The following is a 20,697-nucleotide window of genomic DNA, read 5'->3' as shown; positions in this document are numbered from 1 at the left end:
CTGCCGGCGGCTCATTGCCGGCCTTGGCCGATCCACCTCAACATCCGGTGTCGGGAGAAGCCGGGCCGCTCTTGCGGTCCCGCGGTGGCGCCGCTCAGATGCGGCCTCAGGGTCAGAACAAGCGGAACGATCAGAGCGGCGGTCGCCGCCGAGGCCAGCACGCCGATCGTCTGGGTGCTGTGATCGGCAATCGCGCCGTAGAGGATCGGTGCCAAGCCTCCGGAACCGATGACGCTCGTGTAGAAGACCGCGAAGGCCCGGCCCGTATCGCCGTCGGAAAGCTCCGGCACGGTGCCGTAGAGCACCGAAGAGGTGCCGTTGAGCACGATGCCGAGCAACGGCAGCAGGATGAGCGTAGGCGTCAGCGACGCGAACAGCGTCGCCGCGATCAGCAAGGCGGTGGCGGCCTCGGTCACCATGACGCTGCCGACGACACCCAGCCGCTCCCCGAGCCAGCTGCACGTCGCCTTTCCGAACGCGCCGCCGACGAACAGCAGGGCAAGGGCAAGCCCGACCGTCGCCGTATCCCCGCCCTGTCCATGGATGAGGAAGGGGAGAAAGAGCAAATAGCCCATGCGGGTCGCCGTATCGAGCGCGCCGATCGTCGTCAGAATGCCGAAGCCGCCGCGACCCTGGCCGGACGCCGTCCTCGTCTTGGCGGTCCTGGCGATGGGGGTCGCCGGCACCAGTGGCACCAGGGCGACCGACAGGACGATGCCAAGCACCGCCATCAGACCCAGCACCGGCTGCCAGCCGAGAATGGGCAGCAGCACCGCGACGAGTGCTGGCAACGCGGCTTTTCCAAGATCACCCGAAAAGTTGTAGATGCCGAGCGGATGTCGCGATGCCGAGCCATAACTTACGGTGACGAGCATCGAGCCACATGGGTGCTGGATGCTCGATCCGATGCCGGCCACGATGAGGCCGATGCAAAGACCGGCAAAGCCGAACGGCGACGCCATGATCAGCAAGCCCGTCAATGCGAGGACGGTCGACAGGATCAGCGCCGCTCGCGGTGACAAGCCGCGGAGAACCCGGTCAGCCGGGATTTGCAGGCCCCCCATCGTTCCCGAATAGAGAGCGCGAACGATGGCAAGCGCCGCATAGGAAAGGCCGAATTGTGCCTGCCACACCGGCAGAAAGACATAGAGTGCGTCGGTATACCCATCATGCAGCGCGTGGGCGAGGCATGCACCCGTCAAGCTTTTCCTTTTCTGATTCAACCAATCTCTCGATTTCATATTTGATGGCTTCCTCGGAGGCGGAACAGGCATTGCCCGGCTGGGTCCGTAGCGAAGGCATGGTATACGTGTGATGTTTCATCGACTAGTATGCTTTGAATCACGGATACCGTTCGTTTTTCTCACGGATCGCACATGCGCCGCCTTCCTCCCTTGAACGCCCTGCGCATTTTCGAGGTCGCGGCCCGGACCGGCAGCTACGCCGAAGCCGGAGCCGAACTCGGCCTCACCCATGGCGCGGTGAGCCGGCAGATCGCCGCGCTCGAAAGCTGGCTCGGGCAGAGGCTTTTCATGAAGGAGGGGCGCCGCATGGTCGCGACGCCGATGGCGAGAATCTTCGCCGCCGAGGTCGGTCTTTCCTTCGATCGCCTGGCTGTCGCGGCGGAAGCGTGTGGCCGGCCCAACGCGCGACGCATCTTGCGTGTAAGCGCTCCGACCAGCTTCGCGATGCGCTGGCTGATCCCGCGCCTTGATCGCTACCACGCCGACCATCCGCATGTCGAAGTCGCGGTTACGACGGTTTCCACCGTGCTCGAGGAATTGCGCGGGGGTGTCGACGTGGCGATCCGGCGCGGCGTTGCCCGGGAGCATGTGTGGCCTCAGCATCGCGTCGTCCCGGTGCTGGATGACGTGGACACGCTGATCATGAGCCCGGCGCTGTTCGCGCAACGGCCGATCCTGAAGCCCGCCGACATCGAGGGACATACGTTGCTTGCAAGCGAAACCCGGGCCGGCGACTGGGCGAACTGGCTCGAGGCGGCCGGGCTCCAGCACCTTGCCGGGCGTCCTCGCCAGATGTTCGATCACTTTTTCGTAACCCGTCAGGCGGTGGAAGATGGGCTTGGCATCGGCATCGGCCCTTTGCCGATGCTGGAGATCGACGTTGCCAGCGGACGGCTGATGACGCCGCTGCCGGAGATCCGGGTACCGAGGACGGGGTACGTCGCGCTTGTTCCCCGTCACGCCGATGCCGGAAACATGGTCGCCGGCTTCGTTGACTGGCTTGTCGGAGAAACCCAAGCATTACGGTGACGAGCCGGGCAGATCCGCGGTGCCGTAGCCGAGTTCGAGCGCTTGCTGATCCGCGACTGAACCAGGGCCGATGTGCGGACCGCCAAGGCGATCTGCAAGCACCCGGCAGCGGACTTCCCCAATACCAGACTTGTTCAGTCAATCGATGCTTATTTCGATGGTGAAAGCTTTTCCGCCCTGCGTTGCGCGAAGTATTGCGCCGGTGTGCTTCCTAAAGCCTTCTTGAACATCGTGATGAAGGCGTTGACCGATTCATAGCCCAGTTCGGCGGCCACGTTCTGAACCGTCGCACCGCTGGCCAGTTCCCGAAGTGCGATAACAAGGTGAAGCTGCTGCCGCCAGCGTCCAAACGTTAGACCCGTCTCGCGGATCATCAGACGCGCCAGCGACCGTTCGCTCATTGCCACGCGCTTGGCCCATGCGGCTGATGTGCTGCGGTCGGAGGGTTCCATCGTCAAGGCATCCGCGATCGCACGGATCTTCGGATTGCCGGAGATTGGGAGATTGAAGCGCTCACGCGGCATTTCCGCCAGTTCATCGAGAGTCACCCGCGCAAGCCGGGCCGCATGGCCATCCGGCGGATAATCGGCGGGCTCGTGAGCCAACCGATCGACCATTTCCCGGATCAGCGGGGAGATGGACAGAGTGCAGCAGTCCTCGGGCAAGGCTGCTGCCCCTGGCTCCACGAACAGGTAGTTGAGCCGCGCGTTTGCTGTTGCGCGTGCGCTGTGCGGCACACCGCCCGGAATCCACACTCCGCAATTGGGCGGTACGATCCAGATCTCCTTGTCCGCGGTGCAGGTGACGGCGCCATGCAGCGCGAGGATCAACTGGCCTTTGCGATGCGTGTGCATCGGCACTTCAGCCTCGTGATCCGCGAAGTTGAGCTGCCGTGCGACCGCCGGCCGATCCATGAGATCGGGGTCGAAGGCAGAGACGGCTGATCGTGAAGACGGCATCGATTGGCAGCTTTTCGATATTTTCTGACAGAATACCGAATTTATCTAATTTTGCAAATCGGTCACAACTGGCGGCATGATCACCGAGAACGCCGCGAACACCCTCTTGCGAAAGGCCGATGCCGCCATACGGCGTGCAGGCCGCAACGTCCTCCACACGCCCGCCATGAGGGCGGACGCGGATGCGGTCCTCTTTTCAATGAAGAGTTTCGCCGCGGCGATGCTGGCCTGCTACATCGCGTTGCGTATCGGCCTTCCCAAGCCATTCTGGGCCATTGTCACCGTCTACATCGTCTCGCAGACCTCCGTCGGAGCATCGCTCAGCCGGGGCGTCTATCGCTTCGCGGGGACAGTGGCCGGTGCCGTGGCGACGGTGGTGATCGTTCCGAATGTCGTGAACGATCCGATCGCGTGCAGCGCCGTCCTGGCCTGCTGGATCGGTCTGTGCCTGTTCTTCTCGCTGCTTGATCGCACGCCGCGAGCCTACGCTTTCGTTCTTGCCGGCTACACGGCGAGCCTGATTGGCTTCCCCAGTGTCCTCGATCCGGGCGCGGTCTTCGAAACGGCCTCGGTGCGGGTCCAGGAGATATCCATCGGGATTCTCTGCGCCATCCTGATCCACCGCTACGTCGTGCCGAAGCGCATGACGGGCCAGTTCACCGGCAAGCTGTCGGCAACGCTGCGGGACGCGCGGCGGCTGGCGGCGGATGTGCTCAACGGAACGCCGGGGGAGAACCGTCGGGACCGCAACCAGCTTGCGGCGGACCTTCTTGTCCTGCAAGGGCTTGCAACTCATCTGCCGTATGACGCGGCCCCCACGACGCCGCGCCGTGAAAAGCTGCAGCTGGTCCATGACCGGCTTGCACGACTGCTTCCGCTCGCGACGGAGATCGAGGACCGGATACACGTCCTTGGCGCCGGGAACGGCAGCGCGCCCGATGAACTGACTGTGTTGCTCGGTGACGTCAGCGCCTGGATCACATCCGCCGGGACGGCCGAGCGGGATGGCTCCGCAGCCCACCTGATTGGCCGCGCCCGCTCGATCCGGAAACGTTTCGGCGCAGACGCCTCCACGTTCGGCGACAGGCTGGCCGCCAATCTCGCCGGGCATCTGGCGGAAATGATCGGCCTGCTCCAGGACTGCGACAGGCTCGTGCGAAACATCGAGACTGTCGACCGCTCGCGCGAGGCGGCGTCGCTTCATGGACCGCTGCGTGCGAAGGGCTACGTCTATCACCGCGATCCCTGGATGGCGGGCCGGGCCGCGATGGGGGCCATCGTCGGCATTCTCATCGGTTGCGTCCTCTGGATCTGGTCGGCTTGGCCGGAGGGTGGGACGGCCGTATCCATTCTCGGCGTATGCTGCACGCTGTTCGGGAATGTCGACACGCCGGTGCCCAACGTCATCAAGTATATGGTCGGCTCGATCTACGGGGTGGTGATCAGCCTCGCCTACAGCCACGTCATCCTTCCCCAGGTCACGAGCTTCGTCGTTCTTGTCTCGGTTCTCGCCCCGGCGTTTCTGTTCGCCGGTTCCCTGCAGGCACGGCTCCCGACGACGTTCAGGGCGCTCGGCATCACCCTCACAATTCCGATCCTCTCCGGTCTGGGCACCCACTACACCGGCGATTTCGCGGCGTCCCTCAACATGGCGATCGCGCTTTTTGCGGCGGTCGGATTTGGGGCGGTAAGCATGTCCCTGTTCCAGACCGTGCCGGTCGACACGGCGATCAACCGGCTGCTTCACCTAAGTCGGCGGGACGTCGGGCGTCGAGCCCTGGGTGCCGCGCCCGACGAAGCACACTGGACGAGCCTCATGATCGATCGGACGGCGCTGCTGCTTCCAAGATTGCGGGTGTCCGGGAACGCCTATTCGGACGTCCTCGACGACACGCTGCACCATCTTCGCATCGGTCACGCCGTAGGTCGGCTCCGCAAGACGATGCCACGGCTCGAGGGCGATGTCGGCGACACGGTGAGAGAACTGCTTCTGGCGATCGCCGCAGGTTTCGGCACGGGAGGCCAGACCGGTTCCGTCGATCTCATCGATCTTGTTCGGCGCATCGAGGCGCTGGCGGCACAGATCGCCGGCAGCCCGGTCAAGGACCGCTTGCGGATGCTCGACCTGCTCATCGACCTTCAATTCGCGCTCGGGTCCGGTGAAACGGCGCAGGGAGAACGCAGCTCATGATCGTTGACCTCAGTGTTGGGGGCGTCCTCCTCCCCGGTCTGTTGGTGCTCGCGTTCGCCGCCCTGGCCGCCACCATGGCGGTGGTCCGCTTCCTCGGCGCCACCGGCATCCACCGCCTGTTCGCTTATCGGCCACTCGCCGAGCTTGCCATCTTCGTCCTCATTTACGGTCTGCTCGTGCAGTGCCTGCCCTCCGTTGGAACATTGCCATGAAGCCTGTCCTGTCCCTTCTCGGCCGCTATGCCCTGACCCTCTGCCTCGTGGCGGCCTCCGCTTTCATCGCGTTGCAGGCGTGGAACCGTTATGAGCGGACGCCCTGGACCCGCGACGGGCGCGTGAGCGTGGATGTCGTGCAGATCGCACCGGAAGTCTCCGGCACCGTAAGCGCCGTATCCGTTGTCGATAATCAGTACGTCCATCAGGGCGACATTCTCTACGTGATCGATCCTGAGCGGCTCCGGCTCGCTGTGGAGCTGGCAGAGGCTGACGTCGAAGCCAAACGGCAGGATATGCTCGTTCGGCAAGCGACGGCGCGGCGACACAACCAACTGCGGGATGTCGTGTCCCAGGAGGCCGTGCAGCAGTCGGGTGGTGCGGCCACGGTGGCGAGAGCCGCCTATCAGGCGGCGGTGGCGGCTCTCGATCTCGCCAAACTCAACCTCGCGCGCTCCACCATCCGCTCACCGGTCGATGGTTATGTTACCAATCTGAGGCTGCGGCCCGGTGACTATGCTACGGCCGGCGTGACAAAGGTCGCCGTTCTCGACGCAGCCAGCTTCTGGATCACCGGCTATTTCGAGGAAACGAAGATCCGGCAAATCCGCGTCGGCAGCCCGGCGGAGATCATGCTGATGGGCTTTGATCAGCCAGTGTCGGGCCATGTCGAAAGCATCGGCCGCGGTATCGAAAACAGCAACGACACGCCGGGTCATCTCGGCCTGCCAAATGTGGCGGCGACATTTTCGTGGGTGCGGCTCGCCCAACGCATCCCGGTCCGCATCCATATTGATCAGGTGCCGCCCGAGGTCGAGCTGGCGGCGGGCATGACAGCGACCGTCGAGATTATCCTTGCGGGCTCCGAAACGACCACGGGCGCTCATCGGCCCGATCACGGCGTGAGAGTGCCTGGTGCTGCCTCAGGGCTGAATTGATGGGTGGATGCTGCGGAGCGCCCGGCTCCTCCTCCACCGTCAGCGTCGCACGATGCTTCTTCATGGCCGCCCTCCCCAGCGCGGCGTTCGCTTCCAACAGGAGGACGGCCTTCTGCCTTCGTGCACCGACACCTCAACCGGTTGCGTCCCGCGTCTTGAACACATCCTTGTGCAGCGAACTGAGTTCGTTCTTTAGGATCTTTCCCATGGCGTTCCGGGGCAGGGCGTCCTGGACGATCACGGCCTTGGGCAGCTTGTATCCGGCGAGTTCGCGCGCCGCCCGTGCGAGAATGGCGGCCGGATCGAGCGGCTCGCCGCCCGGTTGGCGTTCGACGGCGGCCACCACGCCCTCGCCGAAATCGGGGTGGGGAACGCCGAAGACCGCCGTCTCGCCCACCCCCTCGATGCGGTTGAGCACGATCTCGACCTCGCGCGGATAAACGTTGTAGCCGCCGGAAATGATGATCTCCTTCGCGCGGCTGACCAGCGTAAGACGCCCATCCGGCGCGGCGCGCGCCAGATCCCCCGTCATGAAGAAGCCGTCCGGCCGGAATTCCGCCGCCGTTTTCTCCGGCATCCGCCAATAGCCCTTGAACACATTCGGACCGCGCAGTTCGAGACCGCCGACCGTGCCCGCGGGCTGCGGCTGTCCGGCGGCGTCCACAATCCGGACCTCCAGCCCCGGCAGCGGGTACCCGACCGTGCCGGGCAGACGCTCGCCGTCGAGGGGATTGGAGGCAATGATCGTGGTTTCCGTCATGCCGTAGCGTTCGAGAATCCGATGCCCCGTGCGGGCCTCGAAAGCCTCGAAGATTTCCCGTGACAGAGGAGCCGAGCCACAGGTGAACAGGCGCATGGTCCCGCACCGCTCCCGGTCGAGCCGCGGGTCGGCAAGGAGGCGCGTGTAGAGCGTCGGGACACCCATGAACACGGTGCTGTGCGGCAGATGCTCGATCACGGCGTCGGCCGTGAATTTGGGAAGGAACACCGAGGACGCGCCCGCATACAGCATCGAGTTCAGGGCGATGAACAGCCCGTGCGCGTGGAAAATGGGCAGTGCATGCAGCAGCACATCCGCTTCGGAAATGCCCCAGAGCGCGTTCAGCGTGCGGGTGCCGAAGGCCAGATTGCCGTGGGAGATCATGGCGCCCTTGGGCCGCCCCGTCGTTCCGGAGGTGTAGAGGATCGCCGCCACCGCGTCGGGCTCCACCTCGGCGACCCGCTCCCGGGGCGGCCGTCCGCGGCACGCCGCCGTCAGGCTTCCTTCGCCGTCCGGATCGAGCGTGAAGGTTCGGCACCCGGCCGGCGGCACCAGATCGCCGACGACCGGAGTCTGCCCGACGAACACCGTGGGTTCCGCGTCGTCGAGAAAGTAGCGCAGTTCGGTCAGCGTGTAGGCCGTGTTGAGCGGCAGGTAGATCGCCCCGAGTTGCAGGACGGCGAGATAAAGGCACACCGCCTCCGGCGACTTCGCCACCTGCACGGCGACCCGGTTTCCCGGACCGACGCCGGCCTCGTGAAGGACCTGCGCCATGCGTCCGGCGGTCCGCCGCAGGTCCGCGTATGTCCATGCCCGTCCCGTGTCGGTTGGCATGTCGGTTCGCAGGGCCACCCGCGCATCGAACGGCGCTCCGGGTTTCAAAAGCAAGCTGTAGAGATTGTGCGTCATTCCGGTGTTCCTGTCGCCGCGATGCGGGTCATGTCATGCCGAAGCGAAGGGCGGTTCGCTTCAGGGAATGAGCACGATCGGTCCCGTCGTGCGGCGGGCTTCCAGGTCGCGGTGCACCGACGCGGCCTCGGTCAGCGGCGCCCGGTGGGCGATGCCGACCTGGACCCGTCCCGAGGCCAGGGCTTCGAACAGCCCGCCGGCCAGGGCCTCGATGTCGCCGCGGCTGCGGGTGACCGTGGCCAGGGTCGGCTTGGCGAGGAAGATCGAGCCCTTTTGCGCCAACACGCTGATATCCAAGGGCGGCACCGGGCCGCTCGCCTGCCCGAAGCTGACCATCAGGCCGAAGGGCTTCAGACAGTCCAGCGACGCCATGAAGGTGTCCTGCCCGACGGAATCATAGACCACGTCGACACCGCGACCGCCGGTGATGTCGCGGACGCGCGCGGCGAAATCCTCCTCGCGGTAGAGGATGACGTGATCGCAGCCGGCGCCCCGGGCGATGGCCGCCTTTTCCGGCGAGCCGACCGTGCCGATCACCGTCGCTCCCAGAGCGTGCGCCCACTGGCACAGCAACTGGCCGACGCCGCCCGCCGCAGCGTGCACGAGAAGAGTGTCCCCCGCCTTCACCGGATGGACGCGATGCAGCAGATACTGCGCCGTCGTCCCCTTGACCATCGCGGCGGCGGCCACCTCGTCCGACACCGTGTCCGGCAGTTTCACCAGGCGGTGCGTGGGAACGATGCGCCGTTCGGCGTAGGCGCCGAGCAGCATCCAGTAGGCGACGCGGTCGCCGGGCGCCACATCGGTGACGCCGGGGCCGACCGCCTCGACGACCCCGGCGCCCTCCACGCCCAGCACGGCCGGGCGCGGGATCGCGTACTGCCCGGAGAGGGCCGAGCGGTGATAGGTGTCGATGAGGTTGACGCCGATCGCCGTGTGGCGGACCAGGGCCTCCCCCGGGCCGGGCGGCGGCACGGCCACCTCCTCCCAGACCAGGGCTTCCGGACCGCCGGGCTGGTGGACGCGGATCGCATGAACCATGATCGGTTTCCCTTTCACGCCGAGGTCAGCCGCCCGCCGATGTCAGCCGTCCGGTGATCAGGGCGAAGACGGCGCTGAAATCCTTGTTTCCGTGACCGTGCTCCACAAGCATCTGGTAGAGCGCGGCGGCGCTGCCGGCGAGCGGCGTGGCGGCGCCGCTGGTGGCGGCCGCGTCCTGGGACAGGCGCATGTCCTTCAGCATCATCGCCGCCGCGAAGCCCGGCTGGTAGTCGCGGTTGGCCGGCGATGCCGGCACCGGGCCCGGCACCGGGCAGTAGCTCTGGAGGGCCCAGCAATTGCCCGAGGACACGGTCATGACGTCGTAGACCGTCTGGTGGTCGAGCCCGAGCTTCTCGGCCAGGGCGAGCACCTCGCTGATGGCGACCATGCTCATGCCCGCCATCATGTTGTTGCAGATCTTCAGGGCCACGCCGTTCCCGGATGCGCCGACATGGAAGATCTTGGGCCCCATGGCGGCCAGCACCGGGCGGGCGCGCTCGAAACCCTCGGCGGTGCCGCCGACCATGAAGGTCAGGGTCCCGGCCTGGGCCGCCGGGACCGCGCCGGACACCGGGGCGTCCACCATGACGAAACCGGCCTCGGCCGCCGCCTTGCTGACCGCCCGCGCGCTTTCCACGTCGATGGTGGAGCAGTCGATCAGCATCGTGCCCGGACGGGCGTGCGCGAGCACGCCGCCCTCGCCGTCGCCCTGACCCTCGCCCTTACCCTCGTAGGCGGCCCGCACATGCTTTCCCGTCGGGATCATGCTGATGACGGTGTCGGCATCGGCCAGCGCCTCGGCCAGCGTGGCGGCCACGCGGCCGCCGGCGGCGGCGTAGGCGTCGCGCGCCGCCGCCACCACGTCGTACCCGACGACGTCGTGCCCGGCCTTGGTCAGGTTGTCGCACATGGGACGGCCCATGTTGCCGAGTCCGATGAAAGCAATCCGCGCCATGACATTCCTCCAGAAGAGTCTCTCAGTGGGTCACTTCTTGACCAGGGAGCACTTGCTTTCGCTCAAGGGGATCGCCGCCTGGTCGCCGGGGATGGTGCGCTGGACCTTGTAGTAGTCCCAGGGTCCCTTGGACTCGGCCGGAGCCTTGACTTCGATCAGGTACATGTCACGGATGACCCGGCCGTCCTCGCGGACCTTGCCGCCCTTGGTGATGAGATCGTCAACGGGAAGATCCCGCATCTTGGCGGCGACCACGGTGCCGTCGTCGGTGCCCGCCGCCTGCATCGCCTTCAGGTAATGCGTCACCGCCGAGTACACGCCGGCCTGGACCATGTTGGGTTTGCGCTTCATGCGCGCCTCGAAGCGCTCGGCCAGCTTGCGGCTGCCCTCGTCGCGATCCCAGTAATAGGCCGTGGTCGCGATGAGGCCCTTGGCGTTTTCCAGGCCGAGCGCGTGCACGTCGCTGATCAGGACGGCCAGCCCGACGAGCTTCTGGCCGCCGCTAGTGATGCCGAACTCCGCCGCCTGCTTGACCGCGTTGGTGGTGTCCGTCCCGCCGTTGGCGAGCCCGATGATCGCGGCCTTGGACGCCTGCGCCTGGAGAAGGAAGGACGAGAAATCGGCGTTGCCGAGCGGGTGCCTGACCTGCCCCAGCACCTTGCCGCCGTTCTCCTTGACCGTCTTGTCGATGTCGGCGGCCATCTGATGGCCGAAGGCATAGTCGGCGGTCAGCATGAACCAGTCCTTGCCGCCGTCCTGGACCACGGCGCGGGCGGTTCCGACCGCCTGGGAATAGGTGTCCCACATCCAGTGGAAGCCATTGGGCGAGCAGTCTTCGTTGGTGAGGCGCGTCGTCCCCGGACCGGTGGCCAGGGTGACCTTCCCGCGTTCGCGGGCGAGGTTCTGGACCCCGAGGGCGATGGCCGAATTGGTCAGGTCGGCGATGGCATGGACGCCCTGGGTGTCGAACCATTCGCGGGCCTTCGCCAGCCCGATGTCGGGCTTGTTCTGGTGGTCCGCCGACAGGATCTCGATCTTCTTGCCCAGGACCTGGCCGCCGAAATCCTCGACGGCCAGCCGCGCCGCCTCGACCGAACCGATGCCGCCGAATTCGCTGTACAGGCCCGACTGGTCGTTCAGAACGCCGATCCGGATGACGTCGGCGGCCTGGGCCGCGCCCGCCACCAAGGTCGTCGTGGCGAGAAGGGCGGCGATGAAGGACGTGCGCATTCTTGTTTCCTCCCTAATTTTTGTGAGTTCTTGGTCAGTCCATGTTGAGGATGACCGTCTTCTTGTGCGTGAAGTGATCGAGCATCGCTTCGAGGGATGCTTCCTTTCCAAGGCCGGACTGCTTGAAGCCGCCGTAGGACAAGCCCGGCTGAACCACGAGGTTCTGGTTGACCTGCACGAAGCCGGCCTGGAGCCGCCGGGTCGCGTCGAGGGCGGTGCGGAGGTCGCGCGTCCAGATGGTCGCGGCGAGGCCGAAATCGCTGTCGTTGGCCATGGCCAACGCGTCCTCGTAATCGCGGAAGGCGATCACGCAGGTGACCGGTCCGAAGATCTCCTCGCGGGCCAGCCGGTGATCGTTGGCAAGGCCGGTGAAGAGGACCGGCTGCACGAACAGGCCGCGGGCCAGCCGCTCGTCCGTCGGCAGGGCCGAGCACCGGTGCGCCACCGCGCCCGCCGTCGTCTCGCCGAGCGCGATGTAGGACTGCACCCGGTCGAATTGCTGTGGCGAGATGATGGTGCCGATGTCCGTCGCCTCGTCCAGCGGGTCGCCCATGGTCATGGCGTCGACCTTCGCCTTCAGCTTGTCGAGGAAGGCGTCGTGAAGGCTCTCGTGGACGAAGATGCGCGAGGAGGCCGTGCAGCTCTGGCCCTGCCGCGTGAAGCGCATGCCCGCCACGGCGCCGTCGATGGCCTTGTCGAGATCGGCGTCGCCCATCACGATCATCGGGCTTTTGCCGCCCAGTTCGAGGGTGACGGGGATCAGCTTGTCGGCCGCCAGATGCGAGATGATCTTCCCCGTCTCCACCGAACCGGTGAAGGTCACCTTGCCGACCCCCGGATGGGTGACCAGGGGCGCGCCGCATCCGGGGCCGTCGCCCGACAGGATGTTGAGGACACCCGCCGGCAGAACCTGATTCATGACCTGGACGACGCGCAGGGCCGCGAGAGGCGCCTCCTCGGCGGATTTGACGATCACCGCGTTTCCGGCGACCAGCGCCGGCGCGATCTTGAGCGCCATCAGGTACAGGGGCACGTTCCACGGAATGATGGCGCCGACGACGCCGATCGGTTCGCGCTGGGTGAAGGTCAGCATCTTCGGGTGGAACGGCACGGTTTCGCCCTTCAACTCGGACGCGAGCCCGCCATAGAAGGTCAGGGTGTCCGCCACCAGCGACGCCTCGACCCGGCTTTCGGTCCGAATGGCCTTGCCCGTCTCCAGGGCGAGCAGGCGCCCGATCTCCTCGGCATGGGCGACCAGACGGCGCCCGCATTCGACCAGCAGCCGGCCCCGCTCGCGCGCCGAAAGGCGAGCCCAGGCGCCTTGCGCCGCGACCGCCGCGCGGACGGCGTCGTCGACGTCCCGCTCGCCACCCTCCGCCGCCGTGGCGATCACGTCGCCCGTCGCGGGGTTCACGACGTCGAAGGTCTTTCCCGTGGCCGCCGGCCGGAGTTCGCCGCCGATCAGCAGCAAACCCGACAGCTCGCGCGCGAGGGCATGGGGGGTCGTGTTCAGAACCAGGTTCTGGTCGGTCATGGACGGTCTCTTTTCGAATGGAGCTGGTGTGCCGATCCGGCGCGCGCCGGGGAGCGGAGGCGGTCAGGACGCCCGGCGTTGCAACCAGACCTTCAGGGCGTTGGCGAACTCGTCCGACCGCAGGCTCGCGGCGAAGGCCGCCTCCGCCGCCCGATCGTCCAGTTCGCCGCGGGCGATGTCGTTGAGCGCGCGCTTCATGCCGGCGATGGCCTGCGGCGCGCAGGCCGTGATGCGTCCGGCCAGTTCGTCCACGGCGGCCTGGAGGTCGTCGGGAGCGACGACCCGGTCCAGGAAACCGATGCTCAGCATGTCGTGGTCGGCGATCGTTTCCGCCGTGAGAAACAGGCGCTTGGCCGCGTTGAGGCCGAGCCGCGACACGTAGCGGCGAAGGCCGCTGGGGTAGAATTGTATGCCAAGCTGCCCGGCCGGCATGCGCATGCGCATACCCGTCACGCCGATGCGGAAGTCGCAGGCGAGCGCCAGATCGGTGGAGCCGCCATAGACGCTGCCGTTGAGGGCGCAGATCGTCGGGACACGGACCGCTTCGACGCGATCGCACAACCGCGCGAAGGCGTTTTCCCCGTCGTGGCCGTCCGCTCCGCCGCGCTGGGACGATTGGGCGGCGCTCAGGTCGTACCCGGAGGAGAAGCTCGGCCCCGTCGCGGTCAGCACCAGCACGCGAACGGACGGGTTCGCTTCGGCGGCCGCGATTTCTTCCTGAAGAATGGCGATGTCCGCCACGTCGATCCGGTTGTGCTGAAGCGGACGGTTGAGCCGGATGGTGCCCACCGCGTCCTTCACGGTCAGTTGGGGGGCTGTCGCCGGCCCGTCTGATTGATCCCGTGGCGTCCCGTTCATTGTTTCCTCCCAGGCGCCGTCATTGGCGACGGCGCGGCCCTGTGGATACCGCCTTTGTTTTTCTAAAGAACCATGATCGACGTTATGCATACCAGGGAGTGATAATGGAATGCAACATGGAAAGTTTGGCACGCTTATGGTTCGCGTTCTGTGCAATCGGCTGTGGCGGTTTCCGATCGTGCCTTTGCACGTTGGAAGGCGCTCAGAGCCTCGGCCGGGGGAGGGTGGGGCGGGCACCGCTGCGGCGTGATTTCTCTGCCAACCGTGGCAGTCCGGTCGACCAAAAGCGAGTTTTGGCATACCACGACATTGACGCTGGCCAGCGGACGCGTTAATGTCGGCCGACCCCGATTTGCCAACGGATCATGCCATGCAGGCGGAAAAGCCAAGCCGCGTAACGGAAATGCGGCAGGTGCTCGAACAGGAAATTCTGGGCGGGATCATCCCGCCCGGCGAGCGCCTGGACGAACGAGCTTTGGCCGAACGGTTCGGTGTGTCACGGACGCCGGTGCGCGAGGTGCTGTCCCAGCTCGGCTCGAGCGGTCTGGTCACGATAAAACCGGGCGCGGGCGCCTCCGTATTGCGGATGTCCGCCAAGCAGCTTGTCGGCATGATGGAGGTTCTGGTCGAACTGGAATCCCTGGCCGCCAGCCTTGCCGCCCGCCGCATGGGAATTGCCGGGCGCAAGCGTCTTCTGGAAGTGCACGAGGCGAGCCGCGCCGCCGCCGAGGCCAGCGACATCGAGGCCTACGACAATCTCAATCGCGAACTGCATGAGCTGATCTACGCCGGAAGCCGGAACGAGCATCTGGAGCATCAGGCGAAACTCATCCGCAGTCGTCTGCGCATCTACCGCCAGTATCCGTTCCAGCACACCGCGCGCCCTTTGAAGTCCTACACGGAACACGACCTTTTCGTGAAAGCGATCCTGGAAGGGGATGGCGAGGCCGCGCGCCGGCACATGCACGACCACATGACCACGGGCGGAAGCATTTGGGTGGACATGGTGGTCTCCATGCCGCCGGTCGGTGACCATGAGTAGGGCACTGTTTTTTTGAACATGTTTGCGGCGCAGAGTGGCGGGACGGCGGTGTCCACTGCGCGGCAGCGGTGATCTTGTTCAACGATACTATCGAGATGCGTGACGTGCCGTAGCTTGGCAAAGCGTCAGAGCGCGCCGTCCTTCCTCATCAGCTTGGTCGCGCTCGGGCAGACGGCGTTCTCATCGCCCGTGAGGGCGGGCGGATGCGCGCCGCCTCGGCAACCTCCCGCGCCGACGCTTGCCCGACCGCTCGGGAAAGCGCCTCATCCCCCCTCTCAGCGCGTTCGGGTCGTTACAAAAGATTTCGACGAGGAAGCATTGTTTCCCCGGAGAAACTTAAAGATTGTCTTATGAAAGATATCAACAATTGCAAGTAAGCGCCTCTTGGCTTTAATCTCCGCAAGCCAATTGGGGGCTCGGGCGGGTGATCGGGTGAAGGAGTACGGCGCGGTGAAGGCAGGTTTGTTGAAAAATGGGCTGGCCCGGCTGGGCGGGGCGTTCCTGATCGCGCCCTTGATTGCGATGACGGCTCTGGCGGGCTCCGGAGCGCTGCAGGGAGCCAGGGCGGCATCGACGCTGGTCTTCTGTTCGGAAGGCAACCCGGACAATCTGGCCCCGGCGCTGGCCCGCACCAACACCAGCTTCGACGCGATCCTGCACGCCTACGACACGCTGGTGCGATTCGATGCGGAGTCGAAGAGCATCGTGCCGGCGCTGGCGGAGTCCTGGACCATCTCGCCGGACGGCACCGTCTACACCTTCAAACTGCGGTCCGGGGTGCGCTTCCACGACACGCCCGGCTACACGCCGACGCGCACGCTGACCTCCGCCGACGTGCTGTTCAGCTTCTTCCGGCAATGGCACAAGGACCACCCGTACCATTCGGTCGGAAACGGGGCCTACAACTACTTCAACGACCTCTCCATGGGGTCGATCCTGAAGTCGATCGAGGCGGTGGACGACCTGACGGTGCGCTTCACCCTCAACCGGCCGCAGGCGCCCTTCCTGGCCAACCTGTCGATGGTCTTCGCCGCCATCACTTCGGCGGAATACGCCGACACCATGACCAGGCGCGGCACGCCGGAGCTGTTCGATCTGGAACCGGTGGGGACCGGCGCCTTCCAGCTCCTCTCCTATCAGAAGGACAATCTGCTCCAGTACAAGGCGTTCGAGGGGCACTGGGCCGGGCGTCCGCCGCTGGACAACCTGGTCTTCGCCATCACCCCCAACGCCACGGTCCGGCTGAACCGGCTGCAGGCCGGCGAATGCCACGTCATGCCCTATCCCAACCTGACCGACCTGCCGAAGATCCGGAACAGCCCGTCGCTGACCCTGATGCGGCAGGAGGGCTACAACGTCGCCTTCCTCACCTTCAACGTGGAAAGGAAGCCGCTGGACGACGTGCGGGTGCGCCGGGCGATCAGCATGGCCATCGACAAGGAAACGCTGGTGGACGCGCTCTACGGCGACACCGGGCGCACGGCGAAGAATCCGTTGCCGCCGACGAGCTGGGGCTACAACGACGCCATCGCCGACATCCCCTACGACCCCAAGGGCGCGAGCCAGCTCCTGGCCGAGGCCGGCTACGCCAACGGCTTCGAGATCGAGCTGTGGCACATGCCGGTGGCCCGGCCCTACATGCCCGCCGGCAAGCGGGCGGCGGAAATGATGGCCAACGATCTGGCCCAGGTCGGTGTCAAGGCGACCCTGGTGACCGACGACTGGTCGGTCTACATGAAGCGGCTGATGAACGGCGACCACCAGCTGGGCATGATCGGCTGGACCGGCGACAACAGCGACCCGGACAATTTCCTCTACACGCTGCTGAGCTGCGAGGGAGCGCGCAAGGGCGGCGGCAACATGGGCAAATGGTGCGACCGCTCCTTCGACGACATCATCATCGAGGCCAAGCAGACCACCGACGTCGCCAAGCGCACCGCCCTGTACCACCGGGCGCAGGAGATCTTCAAGGATCAGGCGCCTTGGCTGCCGCTGGCCCATTCCATGGTGTTCATGGTGCTGCGCGAGGAGGTGAAGGGCTATCGGATGAATCCCTTCGGCCTGCACCTGTTCCACCGCGTCGATCTTGCCCCGTGAGCGGCGGCGCGCGGTGATGATCCGCACCAACATCGCCCAGCGGATCGCCGCGGTCGGCGGCATGCCGGTGCTGGTGGCGGCGGCCATCGCCATCGTCGCGTGGTTCCTGCTGCAGCAATCCGACCGCGCCAACGGTTCGGTGGTCACCGCCGGCACGATCTACCGCGAGCTGATGGGGGCGGAGGCGGCGCGCTCCGACTATCTGAACACCGCGGCCAGCCGGCGGACGGCGCAGGCCGTCCGTTTCGACGCCCACACCGGCGAGGCGCGCCGCCATCTGGACGCCCTGGCCGACGCCACCGAAGACGATGCGCTGGAAAGCGCCGTCAATGAGACGCGGCGGATTCTGGACCGCTACACCACCCAGATGCGGGAACTCAAGGCGGTCACGGAGCAGAACGACGCCCTGAACGGCGCCATGGCCCAGCAGGCGGCCCGGCTGATCGACATCACCGACGCCGCGCGCCAGCGCCAGAATCTCGCCAACCTCGGCTATGCCGAGACGGTGGCGGACTCCGACCGCCGCCTGACCCTGCACCGCGACGTTCTGGACAACGCCCGCAGCATCTACGCCGCGCTGGCCGGGCTGTGGCGGCACGAGGCGTCCCGGCTGTCCCGGGAACACGGTCAGACTCAAGGCGGCGGCGCCACACCCGCCGGTTCCGGCGCGCACGACACCGGCGTGCTGATGCTGCGCCTGAGCAACAGCGCGGAAGCGCTGGAGGACGCGCTGGAGCGGGCCGCCGCCGCGGAAGGACGCGGGGGCCGGGGGCAAAAGCGCATCGTCGCGGCGGTCTCCCAGGTGTCCAGCGCGTTGATGGACGGCGGCGACATCCGGAACAGCGCGCAGGAACTGGAAAAGCGCATCGACCAGATCCTGAACATCTACGGCACGGCCTACGCCGCCACGCTGAACGAGGTCACCGAACTCACCGCCCACGCCGTGTCGGCCAACGAGACCGAGCAGCAGGCGCAAGGCGTGACCATCGCCGTGCTGAAACTGGCGCACGCCACCGCCGACGCGGTGAGCCACCGGGACATCGGCGCGACCATCGCGCTGATCGCGGACGGCGTGGCGGTGGAGGAGGAGATCGCGCGGATCGCGCTGCCGCCGCTGGTTCGCGGCGGCATGATGTCCGCCGTGGCCGGCTGGCGGGAAAGCCTGGACAAGGTGCGCGAGGGGCTGAGCGTCCAGGACCTGGTGATCGCCCAGATGGACGCGGACGCGAAGGAGATGGCGTCGGGCGCCAGCGCGCTGAACGACACCTTCCGCAGCAACGCCGAAACCATCGGGGCCTTCCTGCGGTCCGCCCTCGTGCTCGGGGCCACCGCCGGCCTGCTGCTGGCGATCGCCGGGGCCTTCTACGCCGCACGCTCGATCACCCGTCCGCTGGACCGCCTGCAAAGGCAAATGGTGCATCTGGCCGGAAACCCGCTGACCGGCGCCATCGTGGACACCGGACGCCGGGACGAGGTCGGGGCGATGGCCCGCTCGGTGCAGCATTTCGTCACCGAGATCGCCCAGCGGGAAACCGCCCTGCACGAGGCCAAGAACCAGGCGGAGGAGGCGACGCGGGCGAAGTCCTCCTTCCTGGCGGTGATGAGCCACGAGATCCGCACGCCGATGAACGGCGTGACGGCGATGGCCGAGATGCTGGACCAGACCGACCTGACCGAGGAACAGCACGGCATGCTGGGCGTCATCCGGTCGTCGGCCCAGGCGCTTCTCATCATCATCAACGACATCCTCGACTTCTCGAAGATCGAGGCGGGGAAGATGGAGATCGAATCCGTCCCCTTCTCCCCCTTGGAGGTGGTCGAGGAGTCGGCGGAGCTGGTGGCCGGGCGCATCGAGGAAAAGGGGCTTCAGCTCTCCGTCGACGTCGGGCCGGGCGTTCCCGACCGGCTGACCGGCGATCCGACGCGCGTGCGTCAGATCCTCATCAACCTGATGGGCAACGCCGTCAAATTCACCGAGAAGGGCAGCGTCGCCGTGACGGTGACCGCCGGACCGTTCCCGGAGGGGAACGGCGGCGTGATGCTGCGCTTCGCCGTGACCGACAGCGGGATCGGCCTGACCGAGGAGCAGCGGGCCAAGCTGTTCCAGCCCTTCCAGCAGGCCGACAGTTCCACCTCGCGCCGCTTCGGCGGCACCGGGCTGGGGCTGACGATCTGCCACAAGCTGTGCACCATGATGGGGGGCGGCATCGGGGTGGATTCGGTGTTCGGCGAGGGCTCCACCTTCTGGTTCGAGCTGCCCTTCGCGGTGGCCGCCCCGACCGCCGACTGCCCGCAGCCCCGGACGCCGGCGGCCCCGGCGGTGGCGGTGGGCGACGCCCGCGTGGTGGCCGTCGGCTTCGACGACGCCGGCCGCCGGGCGCTGCAGGGCATCCTGGCCGCCGCCGGCATCGACCCGCTGGGCTGGTACGATCTGACCGGCGGCCTTGAGGCGGTGACCGACACCCAGGGCGGTCCGGCGGCGGCTTCCGCCTCCGGCGGCGAGGCCGGGCGGCTGGTGGTTCTGGTCAACGGCGGGGTCCAGTCCGAAACCGCCATCGCCTGCTGCCGCGCCATCGTGCAGTCCCCCGCCTTCGCCGACGGTCCGGTCCCCGCGGTCATCCTGGCCGTGCCGCGGGCGCTGGCCTCCACCATGTCGGAAGCCGACCGCATCGGGCTGCTGTGCGCCGTCAATCTGCCTCTGCGGCGGCGGCGGGTCTGGCTGGCCATCGCGGCGGCGCTGGGCCGGGCCAGCCTGGAACGGCGGTCGGAGCCGCGGGAGCACGACGCCACGGGCTGGGAACCGCCGCCCATCGAGACCGCCATCGCGGCCGGGGCGCTGATCCTGGTGGCGGAGGACAACCCGATCAACCAGACGGTGATCCGCCGCATGCTGAACAAGCGCGGCTACGCCATCGAAATGGCCGACAACGGCGCCCGCGCGCTGGAGATGCTGCAGCCCGGCCGCTATGGCCTGCTGCTGACCGACTTCCACATGCCGGAGATGGACGGCTTCGGCCTGACCCACGCCATCCGCGCCCGCGAGCGGGAGGTGGTGGAGGCGTTGGGCGCCGGTGCCGTGACCCGCCTGCCCATCGTCGCCCTGACCGCCGATGCCCTGCCGGGCACGCAGCAGCGCTGCCTGGAAGCGGGGATGGACGGCTATCTGACGAAGCCCATCGAATCCCGGCTGCTGGCCGAAACGCTGGACCGCTTCCTGCCACAGGCCCGCTCGCTGCGCCTGCCGGCCCGCCGGGCGCCCGCCAAGCCGGAGCCGGCGGCCGTCGCCGCAGCGCCGCCCACGCCGAGCTGGGCGGACGCCGACATCGACCCGCAGATCTTCGACCTCGGCCAGCTGAGCCAGAATTTCGGTCGCGACGACCCGGACGCCATGGTCTTCCTTGGCGATTTCCTGGCCATGGCGCCGGGGCTGATCCAGGCCGCCGTGACGGCGCTGGAGGCCGGAGCCGCCGGGGAGGCCCGCGACGCGGTCCACACGCTGAAGGGGGCGGCCCTGTCGATCGGGGCGGCCCGGCTGGGCCGGCTGGCCGGCGACACCCAGGACCTGCTGGACGCCGGGGACGCGGAGACCGCCGCGCTTCTCGCCAGCATGCTGGACGCCACCCTCGACGAGCTGATCACCGCGACCGCCGCGATGCGGGCGTCGCACAGTCCCGCACCGACGTCTTGAACAAGGGCAG

15 protein-coding genes are annotated in these 20,697 nt (G+C 66.9%); 7 read left to right on the top strand and 8 right to left on the bottom strand.

The window, feature by feature from the left end; genetic code table 11:
* Positions 1-11: 11 nt before the first annotated feature.
* Positions 12-1,241 carry an MFS transporter gene (locus TSH58p_RS31235; protein WP_109070903.1) on the bottom strand — a complete coding sequence of 410 codons (1,230 nt, stop codon included), beginning with the start codon at positions 1,239-1,241 and terminating at the stop codon, positions 12-14.
* A 135-nt stretch (positions 1,242-1,376) separates the two neighbouring features.
* On the opposite strand from TSH58p_RS31235, the gene TSH58p_RS31230 reads away from it, so the two are divergent.
* The gene (locus tag TSH58p_RS31230) at positions 1,377-2,273 is read left to right on the top strand and encodes a LysR substrate-binding domain-containing protein (protein WP_109070902.1); all 897 of its coding nucleotides are present in this window, start codon (positions 1,377-1,379) and stop codon (positions 2,271-2,273) included.
* 149 nt (positions 2,274-2,422) lie between these two features.
* On the opposite strand, the gene TSH58p_RS31225 is transcribed toward TSH58p_RS31230, so the two are convergent.
* Positions 2,423-3,232 (bottom strand): helix-turn-helix domain-containing protein, encoded by an 810-nt coding sequence (locus tag TSH58p_RS31225; RefSeq protein WP_109070901.1) that lies wholly within the window; start codon positions 3,230-3,232, stop codon positions 2,423-2,425.
* 76 nt (positions 3,233-3,308) lie between these two features.
* Between TSH58p_RS31225 and TSH58p_RS31220 the strand changes: the two genes are divergently transcribed.
* Genes TSH58p_RS31220 through TSH58p_RS31210 form a run of 3 tightly spaced genes read left to right on the top strand, consistent with a single transcriptional unit; the run spans position 3,309 to position 6,573 of the window.
* Positions 3,309-5,423, top strand: a complete 2,115-nt coding sequence (locus TSH58p_RS31220) for an FUSC family protein (protein ID WP_109070900.1) — start codon at positions 3,309-3,311, stop codon at positions 5,421-5,423.
* Positions 5,420-5,635: a DUF1656 domain-containing protein gene (locus TSH58p_RS31215; protein ID WP_109070899.1), complete on the top strand. Its 216-nt coding sequence runs from the start codon at positions 5,420-5,422 to the stop codon at positions 5,633-5,635. Before TSH58p_RS31220 ends, TSH58p_RS31215 begins: the two co-directional genes overlap by 4 nt.
* Positions 5,632-6,573, top strand: coding sequence for an efflux RND transporter periplasmic adaptor subunit (locus tag TSH58p_RS31210; RefSeq protein ID WP_109070898.1), 942 nt, complete (start codon positions 5,632-5,634; stop codon positions 6,571-6,573). Before TSH58p_RS31215 ends, TSH58p_RS31210 begins: the two co-directional genes overlap by 4 nt.
* 133 nt (positions 6,574-6,706) lie before the next feature.
* Here the strand turns inward: TSH58p_RS31210 and TSH58p_RS31205 are convergent, their stop codons facing one another.
* The 6 genes from TSH58p_RS31205 to TSH58p_RS31180 all read right to left on the bottom strand — a co-directional run bounded on the left by TSH58p_RS31205 (position 6,707) and on the right by TSH58p_RS31180 (position 13,860).
* A complete protein-coding gene (locus TSH58p_RS31205; protein ID WP_109070897.1) occupies positions 6,707-8,242 on the bottom strand; it encodes an AMP-binding protein in 1,536 nt (511 codons plus the stop codon).
* Positions 8,243-8,302: 60 nt separating this feature from the next.
* On the bottom strand, positions 8,303-9,283 hold the full coding sequence (locus TSH58p_RS31200; protein WP_199230160.1) for a quinone oxidoreductase: 981 nt from the start codon (positions 9,281-9,283) through the stop codon (positions 8,303-8,305).
* 25 nt (positions 9,284-9,308) lie between these two features.
* Positions 9,309-10,238: a 3-hydroxyisobutyrate dehydrogenase gene (mmsB, locus tag TSH58p_RS31195; protein ID WP_109070896.1), complete on the bottom strand. Its 930-nt coding sequence runs from the start codon at positions 10,236-10,238 to the stop codon at positions 9,309-9,311.
* 30 nt (positions 10,239-10,268) lie between these two features.
* Entirely contained in the window at positions 10,269-11,468 is a 1,200-nt protein-coding gene (locus TSH58p_RS31190; RefSeq protein WP_109070895.1) for an ABC transporter substrate-binding protein, read from the bottom strand.
* Positions 11,469-11,502: 34 nt separating this feature from the next.
* The gene (locus TSH58p_RS31185) at positions 11,503-13,002 is read right to left on the bottom strand and encodes an aldehyde dehydrogenase family protein (protein ID WP_109070894.1); all 1,500 of its coding nucleotides are present in this window, start codon (positions 13,000-13,002) and stop codon (positions 11,503-11,505) included.
* Positions 13,003-13,065: 63 nt separating this feature from the next.
* Positions 13,066-13,860, bottom strand: a complete 795-nt coding sequence (locus TSH58p_RS31180) for an enoyl-CoA hydratase/isomerase family protein (protein WP_109070893.1) — start codon at positions 13,858-13,860, stop codon at positions 13,066-13,068.
* Between the two features lie 334 nt (positions 13,861-14,194).
* Between TSH58p_RS31180 and TSH58p_RS31175 the strand changes: the two genes are divergently transcribed.
* From TSH58p_RS31175 to TSH58p_RS34625, 3 genes are all read left to right on the top strand, one after another.
* On the top strand, positions 14,195-14,902 hold the full coding sequence (locus TSH58p_RS31175) for a GntR family transcriptional regulator (RefSeq protein ID WP_247874152.1): 708 nt from the start codon (positions 14,195-14,197) through the stop codon (positions 14,900-14,902).
* Positions 14,903-15,424: 522 nt separating this feature from the next.
* The gene (locus tag TSH58p_RS31170) at positions 15,425-16,999 is read left to right on the top strand and encodes an ABC transporter substrate-binding protein (protein ID WP_371732469.1); all 1,575 of its coding nucleotides are present in this window, start codon (positions 15,425-15,427) and stop codon (positions 16,997-16,999) included.
* A gap of 16 nt (positions 17,000-17,015) precedes the next feature.
* On the top strand, positions 17,016-20,687 hold the full coding sequence (locus TSH58p_RS34625) for an ATP-binding protein (RefSeq protein ID WP_109071196.1): 3,672 nt from the start codon (positions 17,016-17,018) through the stop codon (positions 20,685-20,687).
* The last annotated feature ends 10 nt before the right edge of the window (positions 20,688-20,697 follow it).

Origin of the sequence: Azospirillum sp. TSH58 (assembly GCF_003119115.1) — a bacterium.
Classification (GTDB): domain Bacteria; phylum Pseudomonadota; class Alphaproteobacteria; order Azospirillales; family Azospirillaceae; genus Azospirillum.
Note: the sequence above shows the minus strand (reverse complement) of the source record. Positions and strands in the feature narration are given on the sequence as shown.

What these genes read in the sequence shown, in the direction of transcription:
- TSH58p_RS31190 (WP_109070895.1), bottom strand. Translation starts at nt 11,468, where the DNA reads ATGCGCACGTCCTTCATCGCCGCCCTTCTCGCCACGACGACCTTGGTG.
- TSH58p_RS31185 (WP_109070894.1), bottom strand. Translation starts at nt 13,002, where the DNA reads ATGACCGACCAGAACCTGGTTCTGAACACGACCCCCCATGCCCTCGCG.
- TSH58p_RS34625 (WP_109071196.1), top strand. Translation starts at nt 17,016, where the DNA reads ATGATCCGCACCAACATCGCCCAGCGGATCGCCGCGGTCGGCGGCATG.
- TSH58p_RS31235 (WP_109070903.1), bottom strand. Translation starts at nt 1,241, where the DNA reads ATGAAATCGAGAGATTGGTTGAATCAGAAAAGGAAAAGCTTGACGGGT.
- TSH58p_RS31175 (WP_247874152.1), top strand. Translation starts at nt 14,195, where the DNA reads ATGTCGGCCGACCCCGATTTGCCAACGGATCATGCCATGCAGGCGGAA.
- TSH58p_RS31205 (WP_109070897.1), bottom strand. Translation starts at nt 8,242, where the DNA reads ATGACGCACAATCTCTACAGCTTGCTTTTGAAACCCGGAGCGCCGTTC.
- mmsB (WP_109070896.1), bottom strand. Translation starts at nt 10,238, where the DNA reads ATGGCGCGGATTGCTTTCATCGGACTCGGCAACATGGGCCGTCCCATG.
- TSH58p_RS31210 (WP_109070898.1), top strand. Translation starts at nt 5,632, where the DNA reads ATGAAGCCTGTCCTGTCCCTTCTCGGCCGCTATGCCCTGACCCTCTGC.
- TSH58p_RS31220 (WP_109070900.1), top strand. Translation starts at nt 3,309, where the DNA reads ATGATCACCGAGAACGCCGCGAACACCCTCTTGCGAAAGGCCGATGCC.
- TSH58p_RS31215 (WP_109070899.1), top strand. Translation starts at nt 5,420, where the DNA reads ATGATCGTTGACCTCAGTGTTGGGGGCGTCCTCCTCCCCGGTCTGTTG.
- TSH58p_RS31200 (WP_199230160.1), bottom strand. Translation starts at nt 9,283, where the DNA reads ATGGTTCATGCGATCCGCGTCCACCAGCCCGGCGGTCCGGAAGCCCTG.
- TSH58p_RS31230 (WP_109070902.1), top strand. Translation starts at nt 1,377, where the DNA reads ATGCGCCGCCTTCCTCCCTTGAACGCCCTGCGCATTTTCGAGGTCGCG.
- TSH58p_RS31225 (WP_109070901.1), bottom strand. Translation starts at nt 3,232, where the DNA reads ATGCCGTCTTCACGATCAGCCGTCTCTGCCTTCGACCCCGATCTCATG.
- TSH58p_RS31180 (WP_109070893.1), bottom strand. Translation starts at nt 13,860, where the DNA reads ATGAACGGGACGCCACGGGATCAATCAGACGGGCCGGCGACAGCCCCC.
- TSH58p_RS31170 (WP_371732469.1), top strand. Translation starts at nt 15,425, where the DNA reads ATGACGGCTCTGGCGGGCTCCGGAGCGCTGCAGGGAGCCAGGGCGGCA.